General features: G+C 67.4%; 16 protein-coding genes and 2 pseudogenes. 12 read left to right on the top strand and 6 right to left on the bottom strand.

Annotation, left to right across the window (positions count from 1 at the left end; genetic code table 11):
* The first annotated feature begins 40 nt into the window (after nt 1-40).
* The 3 genes from ACGFNI_RS33185 (at nt 41) to ACGFNI_RS33175 (ending at nt 3,618) form a co-directional block, all read left to right on the top strand.
* Nucleotides 41-1,429 (top strand): IS5 family transposase, encoded by a 1,389-nt coding sequence (locus ACGFNI_RS33185; protein WP_393689062.1) that lies wholly within the window; start codon nt 41-43, stop codon nt 1,427-1,429.
* 609 nt (nt 1,430-2,038) lie between these two features.
* A complete protein-coding gene (locus ACGFNI_RS33180) occupies nt 2,039-2,821 on the top strand; it encodes an aminotransferase class IV family protein (protein WP_393689061.1) in 783 nt (260 codons plus the stop codon).
* Between the two features lie 392 nt (nt 2,822-3,213).
* On the top strand, nt 3,214-3,618 hold the full coding sequence (locus ACGFNI_RS33175; protein ID WP_393689156.1) for a formylglycine-generating enzyme family protein: 405 nt from the start codon (nt 3,214-3,216) through the stop codon (nt 3,616-3,618).
* A 214-nt stretch (nt 3,619-3,832) separates the two neighbouring features.
* On the opposite strand, the pseudogene ACGFNI_RS33170 reads toward ACGFNI_RS33175, so the two are convergent.
* A pseudogene (locus tag ACGFNI_RS33170) lies at nt 3,833-4,054 on the bottom strand (transposase); the annotation flags it as partial.
* 318 nt (nt 4,055-4,372) lie between these two features.
* On the opposite strand from ACGFNI_RS33170, the gene ACGFNI_RS33165 reads away from it, so the two are divergent.
* Nucleotides 4,373-5,401, top strand: a complete 1,029-nt coding sequence (locus ACGFNI_RS33165; RefSeq protein WP_393689059.1) for an alpha-hydroxy acid oxidase — start codon at nt 4,373-4,375, stop codon at nt 5,399-5,401.
* Between the two features lie 215 nt (nt 5,402-5,616).
* Here the strand turns inward: ACGFNI_RS33165 and ACGFNI_RS33160 are convergent, their stop codons facing one another.
* Complete coding sequence (locus ACGFNI_RS33160) at nt 5,617-6,150, bottom strand: GNAT family N-acetyltransferase (protein ID WP_393689057.1); 534 nt, start codon at nt 6,148-6,150, stop codon at nt 5,617-5,619.
* A 205-nt stretch (nt 6,151-6,355) separates the two neighbouring features.
* Between ACGFNI_RS33160 and ACGFNI_RS33155 the strand changes: the two are divergent.
* Both ACGFNI_RS33155 and ACGFNI_RS33150 read left to right on the top strand, forming a co-directional pair.
* A pseudogene (locus ACGFNI_RS33155) lies at nt 6,356-6,732 on the top strand (transposase); the annotation flags it as partial.
* Nucleotides 6,733-7,039: 307 nt separating this feature from the next.
* A complete protein-coding gene (locus ACGFNI_RS33150) occupies nt 7,040-7,873 on the top strand; it encodes an NAD-dependent epimerase/dehydratase family protein (RefSeq protein ID WP_393689056.1) in 834 nt (277 codons plus the stop codon).
* 3 nt (nt 7,874-7,876) lie between these two features.
* Here ACGFNI_RS33150 and ACGFNI_RS33145 read toward each other — a convergent pair whose 3' ends face one another.
* Nucleotides 7,877-9,079: a hypothetical protein gene (locus ACGFNI_RS33145; RefSeq protein WP_393689054.1), complete on the bottom strand. Its 1,203-nt coding sequence runs from the start codon at nt 9,077-9,079 to the stop codon at nt 7,877-7,879.
* Nucleotides 9,080-9,673: 594 nt separating this feature from the next.
* Between ACGFNI_RS33145 and ACGFNI_RS33140 the strand changes: the two genes are divergently transcribed.
* Nucleotides 9,674-9,889, top strand: a complete 216-nt coding sequence (locus ACGFNI_RS33140; RefSeq protein ID WP_393689052.1) for a hypothetical protein — start codon at nt 9,674-9,676, stop codon at nt 9,887-9,889.
* A gap of 156 nt (nt 9,890-10,045) precedes the next feature.
* Here the strand turns inward: ACGFNI_RS33140 and ACGFNI_RS33135 are convergent, their stop codons facing one another.
* Complete coding sequence (locus ACGFNI_RS33135) at nt 10,046-10,294, bottom strand: hypothetical protein (RefSeq protein WP_393689050.1); 249 nt, start codon at nt 10,292-10,294, stop codon at nt 10,046-10,048.
* 443 nt (nt 10,295-10,737) lie between these two features.
* Here ACGFNI_RS33135 and ACGFNI_RS33130 point away from each other — a divergent pair, with 443 nt between their 5' ends.
* The 5 genes from ACGFNI_RS33130 to ACGFNI_RS33110 all read left to right on the top strand — a co-directional run bounded on the left by ACGFNI_RS33130 (nt 10,738) and on the right by ACGFNI_RS33110 (nt 15,299).
* Nucleotides 10,738-11,787 carry a bifunctional DNA primase/polymerase gene (locus ACGFNI_RS33130; RefSeq protein WP_393689048.1) on the top strand — a complete coding sequence of 350 codons (1,050 nt, stop codon included), beginning with the start codon at nt 10,738-10,740 and terminating at the stop codon, nt 11,785-11,787.
* Complete coding sequence (locus ACGFNI_RS33125) at nt 11,784-13,298, top strand: phage/plasmid primase, P4 family (protein WP_393689046.1); 1,515 nt, start codon at nt 11,784-11,786, stop codon at nt 13,296-13,298. Before ACGFNI_RS33130 ends, ACGFNI_RS33125 begins: the two co-directional genes overlap by 4 nt.
* Entirely contained in the window at nt 13,295-13,699 is a 405-nt protein-coding gene (locus ACGFNI_RS33120) for a DUF6009 family protein (protein ID WP_393689044.1), read from the top strand. Before ACGFNI_RS33125 ends, ACGFNI_RS33120 begins: the two co-directional genes overlap by 4 nt.
* Before the next feature lie 532 nt (nt 13,700-14,231).
* Entirely contained in the window at nt 14,232-14,642 is a 411-nt protein-coding gene (locus tag ACGFNI_RS33115; protein ID WP_393689042.1) for a hypothetical protein, read from the top strand.
* Nucleotides 14,643-14,747: 105 nt separating this feature from the next.
* On the top strand, nt 14,748-15,299 hold the full coding sequence (locus ACGFNI_RS33110; RefSeq protein ID WP_393689040.1) for a hypothetical protein: 552 nt from the start codon (nt 14,748-14,750) through the stop codon (nt 15,297-15,299).
* A gap of 411 nt (nt 15,300-15,710) precedes the next feature.
* Here ACGFNI_RS33110 and ACGFNI_RS33105 read toward each other — a convergent pair whose 3' ends face one another.
* Together ACGFNI_RS33105 and ACGFNI_RS33100 are read right to left on the bottom strand one after the other, a co-directional pair.
* Nucleotides 15,711-16,106 (bottom strand): winged helix-turn-helix domain-containing protein, encoded by a 396-nt coding sequence (locus ACGFNI_RS33105; RefSeq protein ID WP_393689038.1) that lies wholly within the window; start codon nt 16,104-16,106, stop codon nt 15,711-15,713.
* 3 nt (nt 16,107-16,109) lie between these two features.
* Nucleotides 16,110-16,193 carry a hypothetical protein gene (locus ACGFNI_RS33100; protein WP_393689154.1) on the bottom strand — a complete coding sequence of 28 codons (84 nt, stop codon included), beginning with the start codon at nt 16,191-16,193 and terminating at the stop codon, nt 16,110-16,112.
* Between the last annotated feature and the right edge of the window lie 649 nt (nt 16,194-16,842).

Below are 16,842 nucleotides of genomic sequence, written 5' to 3'. Positions count from 1 at the left end.
TCCGGGCGATCTGTGACCGTCGCGTGCCGGGGTCGTTTATGTGGGCCTGGGGCGGGGTGATTTGACGGACGCGGAGTGGGAGCGGCTGGAGCCGTTTCTGCCGGTCAGCAATCGGCGTTGTGGCAGGTGGCGGGATCGCCGGCAGGTGATCGACGGGATCCTGCACCGGGTGCGGACCGGCGTTCAACGGCGGGATCTGCCCGAGAGGTTCGGGCCGTGGAAGACCGTGCATGAACGCCATCGGCTGGGGTCGGTGGACGTCACCTGGGAGCGTCTGCTGCAACGCGTGCGGGCCGCGGCTGATGCCGCGGGCGAGATCGACTGGGACATCTCGGTGGACTCCACGATCGCGCGTGCCCATCAGCACGCGGCCGGCGCCCGCACTGACCGCCGCCGGCCCCGCGTCAAAGAGGGCAGAAGCAGCGGAGCATCAGGACGAAACGCCAAGGCGGAGCCTGCACGCCCGCCTGGTGGAGGTGGCGCAGGAGATGAGGGCCTGGGCCGCTCACGCGGCGAGCTCACCAGCAAACTCCACTTGAGTGCGGACGGCCGCTGCCGCCCGCTGTCCCTGCTTGTTACCGGCGGACAGCGGGCGGACTGTACCCAGTTCCAGGCGGTGCTGGAGAAGATCCACGTGCCTCGGATCGGCCGGGAAGCCCTGCGGGAAAAAAACAGCCTTACGGCGGACAAGGCGTACAGCAACGGGCCGTGCCGCATACACCTGCGCCGCCGCTGCATCCGGCACACCGTCCCTGAGAAATCCGACAGCCAGGCTGCGCGTCTGCGCAAGGGCTCACGTGGCGGTCGGCCGCCCAACTTCACGCAGGAGTCCGCTGCGGCGACTGCGGCAGTCGCCGCAGCGCAGGAAGACCTGGAAGGCAAACGCCATGTGGCCGGACACCGGCTGCCGGTACATCCGCCCTGGCCACAGCCGATGCTACAACCCTCCACCAGGATCCACGGCACCAAGAACTGCTGGCCCGGCGCAGCCGCGGCAGGCAGTGAACCGGCGACGGTGGCCAGCTCACTAAGGGCTGTCTCCGGTTGTGATCAATGCGTTTACGGGAGGCTGCGGATCCAGATGGGGGGCCGTGTCTACTCTCCCGCTTCGCCCGACACCTGGAACTGTACTGACCTGGTACATACGAGGCACGGAGGCCCAGAAGTGACTACCACCTTTCGGCGTCGGGGCGCAGCAGCACTGCCTCAAGGCCACATGCCCTGGGACCGGAAGGAAGCATGCGCCGTTCCAAGCTGCACTACCAGGGAGCGACCGAAGCTGGGGGCAGCGACCGAGATGGCTTTAGTCGCTGCCCCCAGAGATTGGCCGTTTTTGCAGGTCAAGAAGCTAAGAAGAGTAGATCAGCGACTGAAGCGACTGAAGGTCAGTATCTATGACGCGCACGCGCGCGCAGGAATGTCGTCATAGTTCAAATTCTCGGTCGCTTCAGTCGCTGATGAGGCCCCATCATGGCGCTGACCTGCTCTTTTCCTCAGTACTGGGGGGCAGCGACTGAACCATGAGGGTCGCTGCCCCCCAGTACTGTCCTTCTGACGCCATGGCAGGTGAGAGATAGCTGAAGGGCGCAGGGACCGTGCGAGCAGTAATAACGCGCGGTGCCGCCCGCAGGAAGCCTCTGGGCTGCGGTACATCTGGATAGCGATCTCCCGCTGGTCGAGGGCGGTATGAATGTGTCGAGTTCGCTGGCGAAGACGTGGATGAGGTCGTGCATCGCCTATCCCTCAGCCCCTCGGAAGTCCAGGAGACAAGCGCGGGGGCCAGGTCATCCAGGACACGCCGGGTGTCCGGCCGATCCAGGAGTTCCCAGGCCGCGGTAGTGGAGATGTCCGGGCCCGCAACCGCGCTCAGGAGTCGGAAAGTGAGCGCCTGGGCGCCGGGCAGGTGACGGTAGGACAGCTCGAAGGAGGCACGGACCTCCAGCGGGCGGCCTAGAGGAAGGAACTCCTGCTGAACTTACGGCCGTCGGGCCCGGCATCCCGTCCCCCGCGCGGGGTGCCCGCTGACAGACTGATGCGCATGGCGCTCTTGAATGGACACCCGGCAGACCCCGACGCGCTGCGCACGCTCGCGCTCACCAACTACGGTCACTTCACCTCGATGCGTGTCGACGACCAGCATGTGCGCGGCTTGTCCCAGCACCTGGAGCGACTGGTGCGTGACTGCCGTACGGTCTTCGGTGCCGATCTTGACCCCGGCGTCGTGCGCCAGTACGTGCGCGACGCGGTAGGCGACAAGCCCGGCGCATTCGTCGTACGGGTCACCATCCTCGATCCCGGCCTGGATATCGGGCGCCCAGCTGCCGCGAATGATCCTCATGTGCTGGTGACCCACCGCCCTGCGGGCGCACTGCCTCTCCCCTCGTTGCGCGTGAAGACCGCCCGCTACCAGCGGGACTTTGCACAGGTGAAGCACACCGGCCTGTTCGGAGCACTCCACCTCCGGCGTGACGCGCAGCTGACCGGCTTCGACGACGCTTTGTTCGTGGGGCCGGACGGTCTGGTCTCCGAAGGCGGTACCTGGAACGTCGGCTTTGTCGACGCCAACGGCGGTGTGGTGTGGCCGAAGGCGGATGTCCTGCCCGGTGTCACCATGGCCCTGCTCCAGGAACTCCACACCCGCCACTCCGTCGCCCCGGTCCCTGCCGGCCACCTCCCGCAGATGCAGGCGGCGTTCGCGACGAACACCGCCATCGGCGTGCGGTCGATCAGCGCCATCGACGACACTCAGCTGACCACCGAGCATCCTGTCCTCGTCGAGCTGCGCGAATCTTTCCTCGCTCTGCGCGGCGAGCAGTTGTAGGACGGCCTGCGTGGACCGATCGGGGGTAGCTCGCTGGACCGGACGAGAGACCAAACCCCTGCGCCTGGCCATACGCAAGACCGTCCGCGGATTTGTCGCGGCGATCGGCGTCAGCGACCGCATGGTGTCCAAGTGGGAAAAGGGCGGGGAGAATCTCACTCCCCGCCCCGGCAACCAGACCGCACCCGACACCTTGCTCGCCCGCTCGGGCCCAGAGGTGCAGGAGCGGTTCGCGCAGCTGCTGACGGCCAGGGCAGCAGCGGGCGACGATGAGCGCACCGAAGCGCTCTTAACTCCCGTCGCACAACACCATCGGCACCCTGTGGACGGGAAGTTGATGATCGCCGTCGAGGAAGGGATCTACCTCGACGGGCCGGAGAACCCCCAGCCGGCTGCCGGCCTTCCTCATCGACATCTACCCGGTAACGAACGCCGACTGCCTTCGCTTCACCAGTGCCACGGGCTACCAGGCCCCCAGGCACTGGGGGCCGGATGGGCGCTGCCCCGACAGCATCTTCGACCACCCGGTGGTGTGGACGACGTGGCGCGACGCGAATGCCTACGCAGCCTGGGCGGGGAAGAGGCTGCCGACGAGCGAACAGTGGGAGAAGGCCGCCCGTGGGGCCAAGGGCGGCCCCTACCCCTGGGGCGCCGCGGCGACCGCCGCGAAGTGCAACGTCCAGAAGTCCGGCATAGGGCACACCATCCCCGTTCCATCACGGCTACTGGTCCCCGTAGTAGCAGGAGCCGAAGGGCTCAGCGACGGGGAGGGCGGTGCAGGGGCTTGGCCTCGTTGACTGCCGGTCGGGGCTGCGGCGGAGTGGGATGCGGCCGTGTCGCTCGGCCGCTTCGGGCCTTGGCGGCCTGTGCCCCGGGGCTGGGGGCGTGGCGTTGGCCGAGGCGTTGGATGCGCCAGGTCAGTGTGCGGGCGGGGTTGCGGGCGTCGTCGAGGATGCGCTGGCTGAGGGCGCGGTCGAGGACGGTGGTAGTTACCCACCCCGTGGACGCCTACAAGTTCTCGATCACGTACTCGCGCAGGTCGTCGCGAACCGCGTCGGCGTCCCACTTGGCGCGTTTGAGCAGGTGCTGCATCCCGTCCGGATTCGCCTCACCAGCCCACTCCATAATCGTCCAGCAGTTCTTGCGCGGCAGGTCCGCGAGCAGCCCGAGTACCAACCGTCGGATCCGGCGCCGGGGTTCGACCCGCATGAGCCGGCCCGCAATCCGGTCCATCAGGGCTTCGAACGCCTCCTGCCAGCGGGCAGGGTCTGCGCTGTGACCTGCGGCCACCACATGATCGTCTGTCTTCACACGCCGATGATCAACGGTTGCCGCACCCATGTCTGCACCGGTCCATACCAGCAAGATTACGATCCACAGCTGGAGTATGAGCCCGGTGAACGGGACTATCCAGGACGGCTCAGACGCCGTGATCACACCAGCCACAACAAGATCATCCCACTCGTAACCAGCAGTCCCATGGCAAGCCTTAGAGTGTTCAGTCGCTCGGCTGCTCCTGGAAGTTGGACTCGTCACCGTGGAGGGATCGACATGCGATGGATCGACACGTTGATACATGAGGCCGAGCAGCGTCTGCCCGGTCCGGTGCTGACCTACTTCCAGCAGGGTGCTGGACTCGGCTTGTCGGCAGCAGAGGCTGAGAACCACTGGAATGCCCTGCGGCTGCTGCCGCATGTCCTGCGGGACGTCAGTGCCATCTCCACGCGCACCTCGGTGCTGGGCACCGAGGTGGCGACCCCAGTCCTGGTTGCCCCTACGACGTTGCAGCGTCAAGCCCATGAGGGAGGCGAAACTGCCATGTTGCAAGGTGCGGCCGCCGCGGGCTCGCTGGTGTGCGTGTCCAGTAACGCCGGAGTGCCGTTCGAGGCCCTTGCGGGCCCCGCCCCGTGGTGGGTGCAGGCATATGTTCTGCGGGACAGGCAACTGACCGCGGACCTGCTGGAGCGGGCCCGAGAGGCTGGGGCAAAGGCCGTGGTCCTGACTGCGGATACGCCCGTGGTCGGCCAGAAATACAGCACAGGGCCCAACGTGTGGGAAACCGTCCCCCCAGAACATCTCCTGGCCAACGTCACCGGGCAAGGGCTGGAGGAGTCGCAGCTGGAGAAGGCAGCCGATCTCACGCCCGCCACCATCGATTGGCTGCGTACCACCACCGGGCTGCCGGTCGTGATCAAAGGCGTGCTGCGCGCGGACGACGCACGTGAGTGCGTGGCTGCCGGCGCCTCGGCGATCTGGGTCTCCAATCACGGTGGACGGCAGTTGGACGGCGCAGTCGCGACGGCGCGGGCTCTGCGGCCAGTCGCCGAGGCGTTGGCCGACACGAGTGCCGAGGTCTACGTCGATGGCGGTATCCGTAATGGACGACACGTGCTCACTGCCCTTGCCCTGGGAGCCACGGCGGTGTTCTTGGGACGGCCGACGCTGTGGGCGCTGGCCGTTGGCGGAGCCGCCGCAGTAGAGCGGGCGCTCGCCGACTTCACCTCGGAACTGGCTCATGCCATGGCCCTGGCGGGTGCACCGGATGTTTCCTCGCTGACCTGCGACCTCGTCTCTGACTGAGGGCAGTGCCGTGTGTCCTGGTAAGCCGGACGGCACCAGGTCAACTGCGGTGAACGATGCCGAAAATCACCTACGGGACAGCACTTAGCACTCCAGCCGTCGTTCGCGCTCTTGCTGGCTGCGGCTGTCCAGCGGGCGCCTGAGGTGGCCGATCCAGTGCGGCATTGATACAGGTGAGGGCCGGCGGGCCAGGACGGCACCACCGGAGCCATCGATCACATGGGGAGTGAGAGCAGCCGGACCTCTCCAGCAGGCCAATTCGCACCGTCGCGTAGTGGCGTCCACATCGTCCGCAGCGGCATGATCACGGGCCCCTCGGGTTGTTCGACGTGAACGTCCTGCTCAAGGGTTCGCCAGCCGAGTCGCTGGTAGAGCTGGACGAGGGGTGGCCGGCAGAAGAGAAGCCCGTGCTGCGGCCCCATCGTCCGTGCGTGGTCGAGGGCAGCGGATACGACCGACCGTGCCAGTCCGTGACCCCGCAGGTCGGGAGCGACAGCCACCCCGCCGACGCCCACCACCTGTGTGGCGACGCCGTCGATCGATATGGGGAGTTGCAGCAGACCGGCGTGCGCGACGAGCCGGTCCTTCTGTCTGATGCCGAAGTGATCTTTCTTGGGCAGCCACGTCAATCCGGCGTCTGCGACGCCGAAGGGATCGGTGCTGTCGTTAAGGATCTCGGTCAGCTCGGTCTTCGTATACTCCACGAGCCGCACCACAGTTGGTGATGCGGAGGAGTGGCGATCTGTCATCTCGCCATGATCCTGTTCGTGCCGACCAGCGGCCAACTGAGGCCCGAAGGGGAGTCGGCCGAGGCGCTCGCTCGCGCCAGTGGAGGGCGGTGCGCAGACAGGTGCGGCCACCGCTCATCATCAGCGTGTGAAGACAGAAGACCCTGCAGTGGCCGCAGGTCACAACGTAGTGCCTGCCCGCTGGCAGGTGATGTTCGAGGGCCTGATGGGCCGAAGCGCGGGTCGAACCGCGGCGTCGGACACGGCGGTTCGTGCTCGGGCTGCTGGCGGACCTGCCGCGGAAGAACTGCTGGACGATCGCTGAGCCCACCGGGGACGCCACGCCGGACGGGCTACAACACCTGCTCGGGCGGGCGGAGTGGGACGCCGACCTGGTCCGTGACGACCTGCGCAAGTTCGTGCTGGAGCACTTGGCCGACGACCAGGCCGTACTCGTGGTCGACGAGACCGGTGACCTGAAGAAGGGCACCCGCACGGTGGGTGTGCAGCGCCAGTACACCGGCACCGCCGGGCGGATCGAGAACGCCCCAGGTCGCCGTCTACATCCCCTACACCTCCCGGCACGGCCACGCCGGCATCGACACCCCCCCGCCCAGACACGTAACAAAGCCCTACTAGGAACTCCCACCGCTCATCAACGCGTGGTGCAGGAGCCGTGGCTCGGATTGGGCCCTAGCGGGCAGGATCGGTGCATGAAGATTCTTGTGCTGGGCGGGACTTGGTTCCTCGGGCGGGCTGTTGTGCAGGGGGCACTTGGGCGGGGGTGGTCGGTCTCGGCCTTTAACCGGGGAGTGTCCGGTGTCGCGCCGGAGGGGGTGCGGGAGATTCACGGGACCGCACGGTGCGGGGAGAACTGCGGAGGCTGGCGGAGCACGGGCCGTGGGATGCCGTGATCGATACCTCGGCTTCGGAGATGGCACCTCGTGACGTTCTTGCCGGGGCTGAGGAGCTGGAGTCCGTAGCGGGCCGCTACGTTTTCATCTCCACGGTCAACGCGTACCGGGGCTGGCCGGACGAGCCGTTGACGGAGTCCTCGCAGGTTCTCGACGGACCTGCCGACGCCGATGCCGACTATGGGCGGCTTCCCGCGAACTGGGATGGGCCGGATTGGTATTACGGCCGGCAGAAGGCAGGTGCTGAGCGGGCGTCGGCTCTGGCCTTTGGCGAAGCGCGGGCGTCGATTCTCCGTCCTGGGGTGATTCTGGGGCCGGGGGAGTACGTGGGGCGGCTTCCGTGGTGGCTGCGGCGGGCGGAGAAGGGCGGGGTGATTCTTGCTCCTGGGGATCCGCGGAAAGCGATTCAGCCGGTGGATGTCCGGGACGTTGCGGAATTCGCTCTCGATCGAGCCGCTTCTTCGGCCGGCGGAGCGTTCAATGTGACGGCGCCGATCGGGCACGCGACGATGAGCGATCTCCTCACGGCCTGCCTGGAGGCGACGGGGCAGGACAGTCGCCTCGTATGGGCACCTGACGATGTTCTGCTGGAGCATGGTGTGCGGCAGTGGACCGAGTTGCCGCTGTGGCGCACGCACGCCGGTGTGTGGAACATCGACTCCACGGGGGCGCAGGCGGCCGGGCTGCGATGCCGCCCTCTCGCGGAGACGGTCGCTGATACGTGGGAGTGGCTGGAGGCCGGCGGGATGCCGGTGGAACATCCCCGTTGGGCCGAGCACGGCATCTCGACGACGAAGGAGGCTGAGATCCTGGCGAGGGTCTGCGGTTGAGGCTCAGCTTTCAATGGCCAGTGGTGCTGAAGCCCCGAGCGGGTGCGCTGTCGCTGCCGCACCGAACTCTTCGATGCGTTCACCGAGCGTGCGCACTTCGGCCGCCCCGCTGAAGTCGGGGTGGCAGAGCCCGGATCGCACCGCAGCCATGCGTTCCAGAATCCCTGCGCCTCGCCATTCGGTCGGAATGGAGAAGACGGGCTCCAATGCAGCGTGAGTGCCTTCGAGTTCGCCGCGCAACAGGCGGGCGCGGGCGAGGTCGATGGAAGCCTGGGCCGAGATGAGCAACGGTCGCTGGGCGTCGGGTTTTGTGCCGACGAGGCGAAGGGCGCTTTCCGCTGCTTCCGCGGCGCCTTCCGCGTCGCGCAGCAGCAGGTAGGTCGTGGCGTTGCTCATCGCTACGCGTTCGCTGGGAAACCCGAACTCGCCGCCGATGTCGTCGTGCAGTTCGTCCCGTCCATCGGTGCGCTGCTCGTCAGAGTGGTGGATGGCGTGCTCCGCTGCCGGCTGGATTCCCAGGTGCCCGTATGCCCGTCCTTCGATGACGGACAGGCGAGTGCGGGCAGTGTCACCAAGACCGCCGAACTGCTGCGCAGTGCGCACGAGCCGTACGGATTCCGACGGACGGCCGTCCCAGAACACGAGGAAGGCGAGCGCTCCGTGGGCGTATGCCTGAAGGGGGCCGTGTTCGATGACCTGGCCGTATAGCGCCGCTGTTCGGGAAAGTGAAACGGCGGCGGGCAGGGAGCCCAGATCGAAACAGATGGCGGAGAGGAGGGAAGCCGACTGGCCTGCTACGAGATATCCGCGTGTGCGCTGGCGGGGTACTTGGGTCCTTTCCAGCAGGGTCTGGGCGGAGTTCAAGAGTTCCTTGGCGCGGCGGTACACCTCGATCGGCGATGTGCGGTTGTAGTCGCGGGCCAGGGTCATGACGTCGTCGTCCAGTTGGTCGAGCGTCATGTCCGGAACGCTGAGGGAGGCGGCGTCACCGGCGTGCGCGGCTGCATCCCGAGCAGTCATGGCAAGGTCACTTTCGTTGAGCGTCGGTTCTGGGCTTCCCGGCGTGGCCGATGGCAGCTCGGATGGCGGGCTCAAGAGCTGGCGCGCGGTGTACCCGAATACGTGCTCCAGGACCTGCGGTGCCGGCTGGTTCGGGATTCCCTTGACGCGCCCTGAGGTCCATCGGCGGAACGTCTGCTCTTCCACTGTCGCGGTGGAAGGCGGCTCCCCTGCGGCTGCCGACACCTCGCGCGGCCTTCTCGTAGTCAGTGCGGTGCCGCTGCCGCCGATGGCCCAAGGAAGGGCGGGCCCGACACCAGTGGCGGCCAACTGCCCCTCGCTGTCTGCCGCTCCTGGGGCGAGATGCAGGACTACGTCGAGCACGACAGGGTGGCCAGGGCCTGAAGGCGATCGTGCAGCTGGTCGACGCCTACGGGCCTGACCAGATCCTCTCCGCCGTCCGGCGTCTCTCCATGGAAGAGCAGGCGAGGGTCACCGCCTCCACCGACCACAAGGCCGAGGGGCGGGAGTAGTCCACCGTCCGCATCGGGAAGGGGTTCAACGCCCCTTCCGTCGTCGGCCACGGCCTGCAGCGGACCCTGAAGCCGAAGAGAGGCCCGGCTGGTCTACGCCGCGGTCACCCGCGCTCGCCACCAGCTTGATATCGAAGGTCTCGTTGGATCGATGACTACGAGAAGGCCATGGCCGGCGAGGGCCGTGACGGGACGGTGGCCGGGCGGCCAATGATCCACCAGCGCCTGACCGGGCAGCTGAAGTACAACTCCTCGCCCCTCGCAGTTCATGGTGGGCCACCTCCCATACAGCGAGCACCTGGTGCGGGACTACCTCACCCACATCCACGCCCTGCCCCGCCCGGTCCAGCCCATCGGTGTGCAGCATCCGAACTGGTCGGCCCTCGGCCACGCCGTCGACTACCGCATCCGCCTCAGTCTCGGCGGGCAACTGCCCCGCGGTCGAACCCTGCCAACGTCCTCGACGACATCGCCCAGCCGATGAGCCTCGCCGACACCCCCGCCCCCTTCCGCCCCCTGCCCGAGGACGCCCGGGTGTGCGGGCCGATCTTCACCGGCAGCGGCGACATTGGCGGAGCCGACGCCGACGACACTGTCGATGGCCCTCTCCTGGACTGCAAAGCCACCAAAGCCCCGCAGACTAGGCCGCGAAGAGGTCTACCAGTTCGCCGGATACCTGCTGCCGGACTACGACAACCGGTTCGGCATCGACCGCGTCGGTCTCTATCTCTCCTGCCAAGGCGGCCAGGTCACCGGGGACATCAAGAGGCTCCTCCCACGCCTCGGTGCCGGCTACCCACTCCCGCAACTGCGGGCACAGCCGCGCCAGCGTCTCCACAACCCCGCCGACCGGCACGGCCAGCGGCAGCGCGCCGGGAGTGTTCCCCATCCGGCCCTGTTCAGCGAGTCGTTGACCCTGCGCCCGATGGGCCCCCGCCAAGATTTGGTCGCTGGAGGTCTGAGACCAGCCCTCCAGCGACCAAAAGGAAAGAAGAAAACCGCAGGTCAAGCCCACTGCAGCGCACGAGAGCGACTGAAGCGACTCACGTCAGGTATTGGAATCACCTACTGCTGAGCCGACGTGAACCGCTCCCGCTCCCGGCCACTGAGCCCCCTGCCCAGACCGATCTTCTGACGGGCGGCTTCGCCACGCCTCCCACCTGGAGCCCCGCACACAGATAATTCGCTAGTCTGTGGTCGACCTTGTTCCGAACTTCAGTCGCTTCAGTCGCTAACCATCGCTCAGATAGCATCTGACCTGCTGCTTTACCCAGCGACCGAAGTCAACCACCAGCGCAGAAGGCCGTCATCGCTTCCCCACCTCGCCCGGACATGCTCACCGTCGCACAGTGGTGCGCGACGGCGGGCTGGCCCGTGCACCCTCTTTCCCCAGGACGGAAAACGCCAGCGGGCAACTGCCAGACGTGCAGCGCACAACGCCACCGCCACACCGACTGTCCATGCATCTCAGCCGGCCGGTGGTGCCACGGTTTCCACGCCGCAACGACCGACCCGGACCGCATCCACTCCTGGTGGTCGACTCGCCCCACACCCGGCGTCGCAGTGGCCTGCGGCCCCGCCGGCCTCATCGTCATCGACATCGACGCCCACGGAAGCCCCCTCCCCGCCAGGGATCGGCTCCTGCCCGGCATCCCCATCCACGACCACATCGACCTCACCGGTGTGGAGAACGGCTTCCACACCCTCGCCGTTCTCGCCGCCCTGCGCGGGGCCCCGGACCCGGCCGAAGACGACCAGACGCTGCGCGTACGCACCCCGTCCGGCGGCCTGCACATCTGGTACCAGTCCGGCGCCGACCGCACCTGGCTGTGCAGCAGCGGATCCAGCACCGGACGCGCCCTCGCCTGGCAGGTCGACGTCCGCAGCACCGGCGGATACATCGTCGCCCCCGGCACCACTACCTACGACGGCACCTACACCCCCGTCGGCACCTGCCGCACACCGGCACCCCTGCCGCAATGGCTCGCACACGAACTCACCCGCACCGGCCACCTCGACACCTCCTCTTCCGCCGAGGCACCAACCGTGCGGCGGACGCCACCGCGCGCCCAGATGGCCGTCGTAGCAGCCGGCGGCGGACGCGACGCCGCCGCCCGAACTCTGGAGACCGTGCTCGCAGATGTCGCAGCCTGTGCTGCCGCGACGGAAGGCACCGGGTTCTCCGACAAGCTCAACAAGGCCGCCTACACGGCCGGAGGGCTCATCGCCTCCGGCCACCTCACCGACTCCAGCGCTGAAGAGGCCCTGCTGGCCGCCGCCGAATACGCCCGCCCCGGCCAACGCGGCCACGTCATGTCCATCATCCGCAGCGGCCTCAGCGCCGGTGCCCTCAGCCCCCTCGTCCCGGGAGGCCGCAGGTGAACCCCGGCCCCTTCGACCCGGCCGCCCTCGCGCGACAGATCCTCGCCCAACCACCCACACCGCTCCCCGCCCAGGCCACCACCACGGCCGCAGCCCGCCCCGACCGGGCGCCCTTCCGCACTACGGACACCGGCATCCTGCCCGACTCCCTCACCGACCGCGGCATGGCCAAGTCCTTCGCCCACCTCTACGCAGCCGACTACCGCCACGTCAACGGCCTGGGCTGGTACAAGTGGGCCAACTACCGCTGGGAACCCGACGAGCACGACACCGTCGTATGGGCCGCGGGCGACCTCGCCGAAACCCTTGCCCACACCGACCCCACCGGCCTGCACACCGACAACGAACTACGCCGAGAACGCCGCCGCGCGATGTCCACCTCCGGCATCAAGTCCATGCTCCACCAGGCCCGCTCAGCCCACGGCATGCTCCTCGACGCCTCCCGCCTCGACGCAGACCCCTACGTCCTGTGCACCCCCGGCGGCATCGTCGACCTGCGCACCGGCGCCATCAACACCCCCAACCCGCACACCGACTTCCACTCCCGCTCCACCTCCACCGCCCCGCAGACGATGCCCACCCCCCGCTGGGACCGGTTCCTGAGCGACACCTTCGGCGCCGACGCCGAAGGACGGGAGATGATCCGCTTCCTCCACCTGCTGCTCGGGTACTCCATCACCGGCGACGTCGGCGCGCAGATCCTCGCCTTCCTCTACGGGCTGGGAAAGAACGGCAAGAGCGTCCTGCTCGACGTCATCGTCAAACTCCTCGGCGACTACGCCGACGCGGCCCCGCCCGGCTTCCTGATGGCCAAACAGTTCGAAGGCCACCCCACCGACCTCGCCGAACTTCACGGCCGGCGCGTCATCGTCTGCAGCGAACTCAAAGCAGGCGACCGCTTCGACGAATCCCGCGTCAAACTCCTGACCGGCGGCGACATCATCAAAGCCCGCCGCATGCGCCAGGACTTCTTCTCCTTCGTCCCCACCCACAAACTGTTCCTGCTCGGCAACCACCGCCCCGAAGTCGGCACCGGCGGCTTCGCGTTCTGGCGCCGCATGCGCCTGGTGCCCTTCGAACGCGTCATCCCCGACGCCCGCAAGGTCGACAACCTCGCCGACATCCTCGTCCGCGAGGAAGGCCCCGGCATCCTGACCTGGCTCATCGACGGCGCCCGCCGATACCTCGCCGGAGAAAAGGACCTCACCGGCCCCGAACGGGTACGCGTAGCAACAACCGCCTACGCCGAAACCGAGGACCACATGGGCCGCTTCCTCAGCGAATCCTGCAAGATCGACCAAGGACTGCGCGCCGAACAGAAGCACCTCTACCTCGCCTACACACGCTGGTGCGAAAGCGAGGGCGCCACACCCGTCTCCTCCCGAGCCTTCGCCGGCCGCGTCCGCGAAACCCTCGGCATGCGCTCGCCGAAGGAGATGGCCACCTCCAACTCCAAGAAGTACTACCCAGGCATCGGCCTGCTCGCCGACATCACCGAGGAGAACGCGTGAGCGCCCTGATCGACCCCGAGGACCTCACGCACGAAGCCGACCTCGTGTGGCTCGAGGACACCACCCCCCTCGACTACGTCCGCCAAACCCTCGACCGTGTCTCCAGCCGCCGCCGCCAACCCCCCTACCACCGCGACGGACGCCTCATCGGCTACGCCATCCTCAGCCAGAGCGCCAAAGCCTCCCGCGCCTCAGGCACCTATCTCCGCCGCGTCTTCTGGCTCGCCCCCCACGACCGCGACCAGCAGCCCGACGGCCTCTACGCCACCGGCGCCCCCTCCGAAGCCGTCGACCCCCGAACCGTCAGCCCCCGCGCCAAGGGCTACAAGACCGAGCGCTCCGAAGGCGGCCCTGCCTCCGATGCCATGCGTGAGATGGGAATAACTCTCCCCAAATCGTGAAAATTAGGATTGATGTCCGCCCCTCCTGACACACCCACTCGTGCCCCGCAAGGCTTCAGACGCTCCATCCCGTCATCAACAAAGTGCTGGTCAGGAGGCTTCTTCCGGTCCGGCAAGGGACTGAAGGGACTCAAGTCCGGGATTGGGTTGAGCCGCCTCGGCAGTACACGCACCCGACGCGTCACTGAGCTGCCGGGGGCCGCGAAGGACCGCAAGCCGTGCCATGACGCCACGCCGAAGCGAAAGGCCGCCGATACGGAAGCTGGACCAGCCCGGCGCGCGACCGCGCTACTACCCGGACCGGCGCCCGCCCAGCGCTACACAGCCGTCCTGAGACCACGGCGCCCGCCGATCGCCGCCAGGTGCCACGGTCCAACGCGAGGCCAACTGCCCCCGAACACACTGGGCCCGGGGGCAACCATGACATCCCCGGGGCCACCTCTCGGAGTCGCACCGTTCAACGACGACGCGACACTGGCTCCACGCGAGAACCGTTCCGCATCCCGTAGGCGTGGCATCTAGATCTATGCGGGTGAATGCGTCCACGCCCAGCGAGCCCACCCTCGAGGACCGCGAGGCCACCTCCTTCGCCGAGACCGCGAAGAACCTGTTCAAGACGCACAAGCCGAAGATCCTCGCCGTCGGCGCCGTGGGCCTGGCCGTCGTCGGTGTGGTCGCCAGTCTCGCCGAGGGGCAGGACGCCAAGGACTCCGAGCCGGTCCCTGACCCTGTGGCCGGGCGCCAGCCGCGCCGCCCCCCCGTCTTGCATGAAGTAGCCGAGCACTTGGTGAAGCTCGCCGTCGGTCGTCAGGCTAGCGAGGCAGCCAAGGCCGCTTACAAGGACGCCACTGGAGAAGACCTTCCCGCTGACCACACCTGGCGCAGAAGGTCTTCCCGCGGCGGCTCCTCGGAAGCTCGGACTCCCATGCAAGCCTCAGCCTGAGCACCTGGGCGAGCGCCATTCCTGAGCAGTGCCAGCGGATGCCCTGCAGGACGGTCGGATCGACGCTGACCTGCGGCTTCTATCGCCGCCAAGGGGAGCCGAGTGATGTTGGGCTGGCGAGGTCTGCTGCTGATCCGCCAAGATCTGCGCGTGACGGAGCACAAAGAAGATCTGAAAGAAGATCTGGTGGCCTTGTTGCGTGAGCTCGATGATCCCGAGTGGCTGGAGCGGCCCCGGGGCTACGACCGTGGTGAGATCGGCGCGCTGTTCAACGTCCTCGTGGCGCGGCTTGAGGACGACTTCGCCGCACCATGTGTCAGCGAACGGGACACGCAGGACGCCAGTGAGTACGGACGGATCACCGTGCCGGCTCATGCGACTGTGTGCGGAACCCGGGTTGTTGTCTGCGTGAGCAAGTTCGGCTCCCTGACGCTGGTCTGCGCCGACAACCCCGGCGCCTTCCTGGGCACCGGGGAAGCGCAAGCCGAGGGCAAGTTGGACGCTGCGGATCTGGACACGGTCAAGGGGACGTTGGCCAACCTCGGGTACGCGATCGTTTCCGAAGAGCTACTCGAGTGCGGCTACGCCGGGCCGAGCCAGCTGCCCTGGCATGTTCAGCGACCCACCTGGTGGCACCGCTTCTTCGGCAGCTTCTGACGATTGCGCGGTCAGGGACAAGCCGGTGCCTGCGAGACAGCCGTCGATCGTGTCCGGCCGGTACTGGAACTGCTTGAGCCGACGCTTGACCGCGCGAGTTACCTCGCCGAGGTTGGCTGCTGGGAGGTTGTCGATGTCACGCTCGACCAGCGACCAAATGCCCTCCTGCGGGTTCAGGTCCGGCGCATAGGTAGGCAGCTGGAACACGGTGGGTCAGGAGGTGCTCACGTCGATGAACTCCCGCAGCGGCTTGGTGAGGTGGAGGCGGACGTTGTCCCAGACCAGCACGCTCGGGCCGCCGAGCTGGATGCGGGCCCGGATGGGTAGGTCGCGGAAATCCCGCCAGCCGAAGCCCTCCGGCTCGCCCTTGCGGCCCCGGTACTCGCGGATGGAGTAGATCAGCCGGAACCTTTAGCCCACTCTGAGCAGGCCATACCTGCCATCGAGACCTGCCCGGAGCCTCGGCCGCGAACCCGGACGGCCGGGTCCTGAACGGTCCGGCCCCACGTTCTGGTGCGCGGCGGCGTCATCGACTGGCCGGCCTCGTCCTCGAAGACGATCCAGCCATTGCGGCCGCCGCGGTGCTCTTACCCGCGGCCAGGTCTCCTTCTTCCACAGCTCGACCGACGCGTCGTCGCACTCGATCGCCCGGAGTGTGGGCTGCTGCCACGACCACCCGTGCCGCTTCAGCAGCCGCCACGTGCCCTCGACTGTGTAGCGAGCTGGGCCGGGACCGAGCCTGGACCGTCCCGGAGATCCCTTCGACCGGATCCCGACCTCGCCCCGTTCGCGCCAGGCCCGGCGCAACCGTTAGACCGACCGCTCACTCACACGCAGGGCGGCAGCGACCTCCCGGTTCTTCTCCCCGCCCTCGAAGCGCTCCACGGCCTGCATCCGAATCCGCTCCCTAGCGGCCCTGCCGGCGTCGGTCAGCCCGCTGACCTGCGCATACCTGGCAGCACCACGGCTACCGAAGCCGACCGACCCGTATCAGGCGAACGCGCCCGACATCACTCGATCAAGTTCAGTTGCTCGTGACCGTGTTACGAGCCCTGAGTGCGAGCCTGAAGGGGTCGTGTAGTGTTCTCCGAGTTGCCACGGAGCCAACCGGCCCCACGGCAGCCATCCGCCGCTTCGCGGCACACCACTACTGCACGACTCCTCACCGGAAACAATTTCGGCATGCCGAAATTCGGACCGCGGCTCGATTATGAGTCACCGAGGAATTCCGCTAAAGTAGTGACCACGCCGAAAGGCGCAGCAAGATCCCCTTCCGACGGGGAATCGGAAACGAATTCGGACCGGCAACGGCGAGAATCGGATCTGATAGAGTCGGAAAGGCCGGAAAGCGAAAGCCGGAAGGCCAACCCCGCTCCAACAGGGGGCCGGAGACGGAAACGGATCTGGTAAGGTTGGGAACGCGAAAAGGCCGAAAGGCCGGATCGCGCCGGCGAAAATCAGGACCGCGAGGATCTGATAGAGTCGGAAACGCAAGACCGAAGGGAAGCGCCCGGAGAGCCTGGTGAAACAGGCACAAAGGAAG

Origin of the sequence: Streptomyces sp. NPDC048644, from assembly GCF_043199105.1 — a bacterium.
In the GTDB taxonomy this organism is placed as follows: domain Bacteria; phylum Actinomycetota; class Actinomycetes; order Streptomycetales; family Streptomycetaceae; genus Streptomyces.
This window is presented reverse-complemented; position numbering and strand designations above follow the sequence as displayed.

Excerpts from the sequence above, each read along its gene's own strand:
- ACGFNI_RS33180 (WP_393689061.1), top strand. The coding sequence starts at position 2,039 with ATGGCGCTCTTGAATGGACACCCGGCAGACCCCGACGCGCTGCGCACG.
- ACGFNI_RS33165 (WP_393689059.1), top strand. The coding sequence starts at position 4,373 with ATGCGATGGATCGACACGTTGATACATGAGGCCGAGCAGCGTCTGCCC.
- ACGFNI_RS33160 (WP_393689057.1), bottom strand. The coding sequence starts at position 6,150 with ATGACAGATCGCCACTCCTCCGCATCACCAACTGTGGTGCGGCTCGTG.
- ACGFNI_RS33140 (WP_393689052.1), top strand. The coding sequence starts at position 9,674 with ATGGTGGGCCACCTCCCATACAGCGAGCACCTGGTGCGGGACTACCTC.
- ACGFNI_RS33135 (WP_393689050.1), bottom strand. The coding sequence starts at position 10,294 with ATGGGGAACACTCCCGGCGCGCTGCCGCTGGCCGTGCCGGTCGGCGGG.
- ACGFNI_RS33130 (WP_393689048.1), top strand. The coding sequence starts at position 10,738 with ATGCTCACCGTCGCACAGTGGTGCGCGACGGCGGGCTGGCCCGTGCAC.
- ACGFNI_RS33110 (WP_393689040.1), top strand. The coding sequence starts at position 14,748 with ATGTTGGGCTGGCGAGGTCTGCTGCTGATCCGCCAAGATCTGCGCGTG.
- ACGFNI_RS33100 (WP_393689154.1), bottom strand. The coding sequence starts at position 16,193 with ATGCAGGCCGTGGAGCGCTTCGAGGGCGGGGAGAAGAACCGGGAGGTC.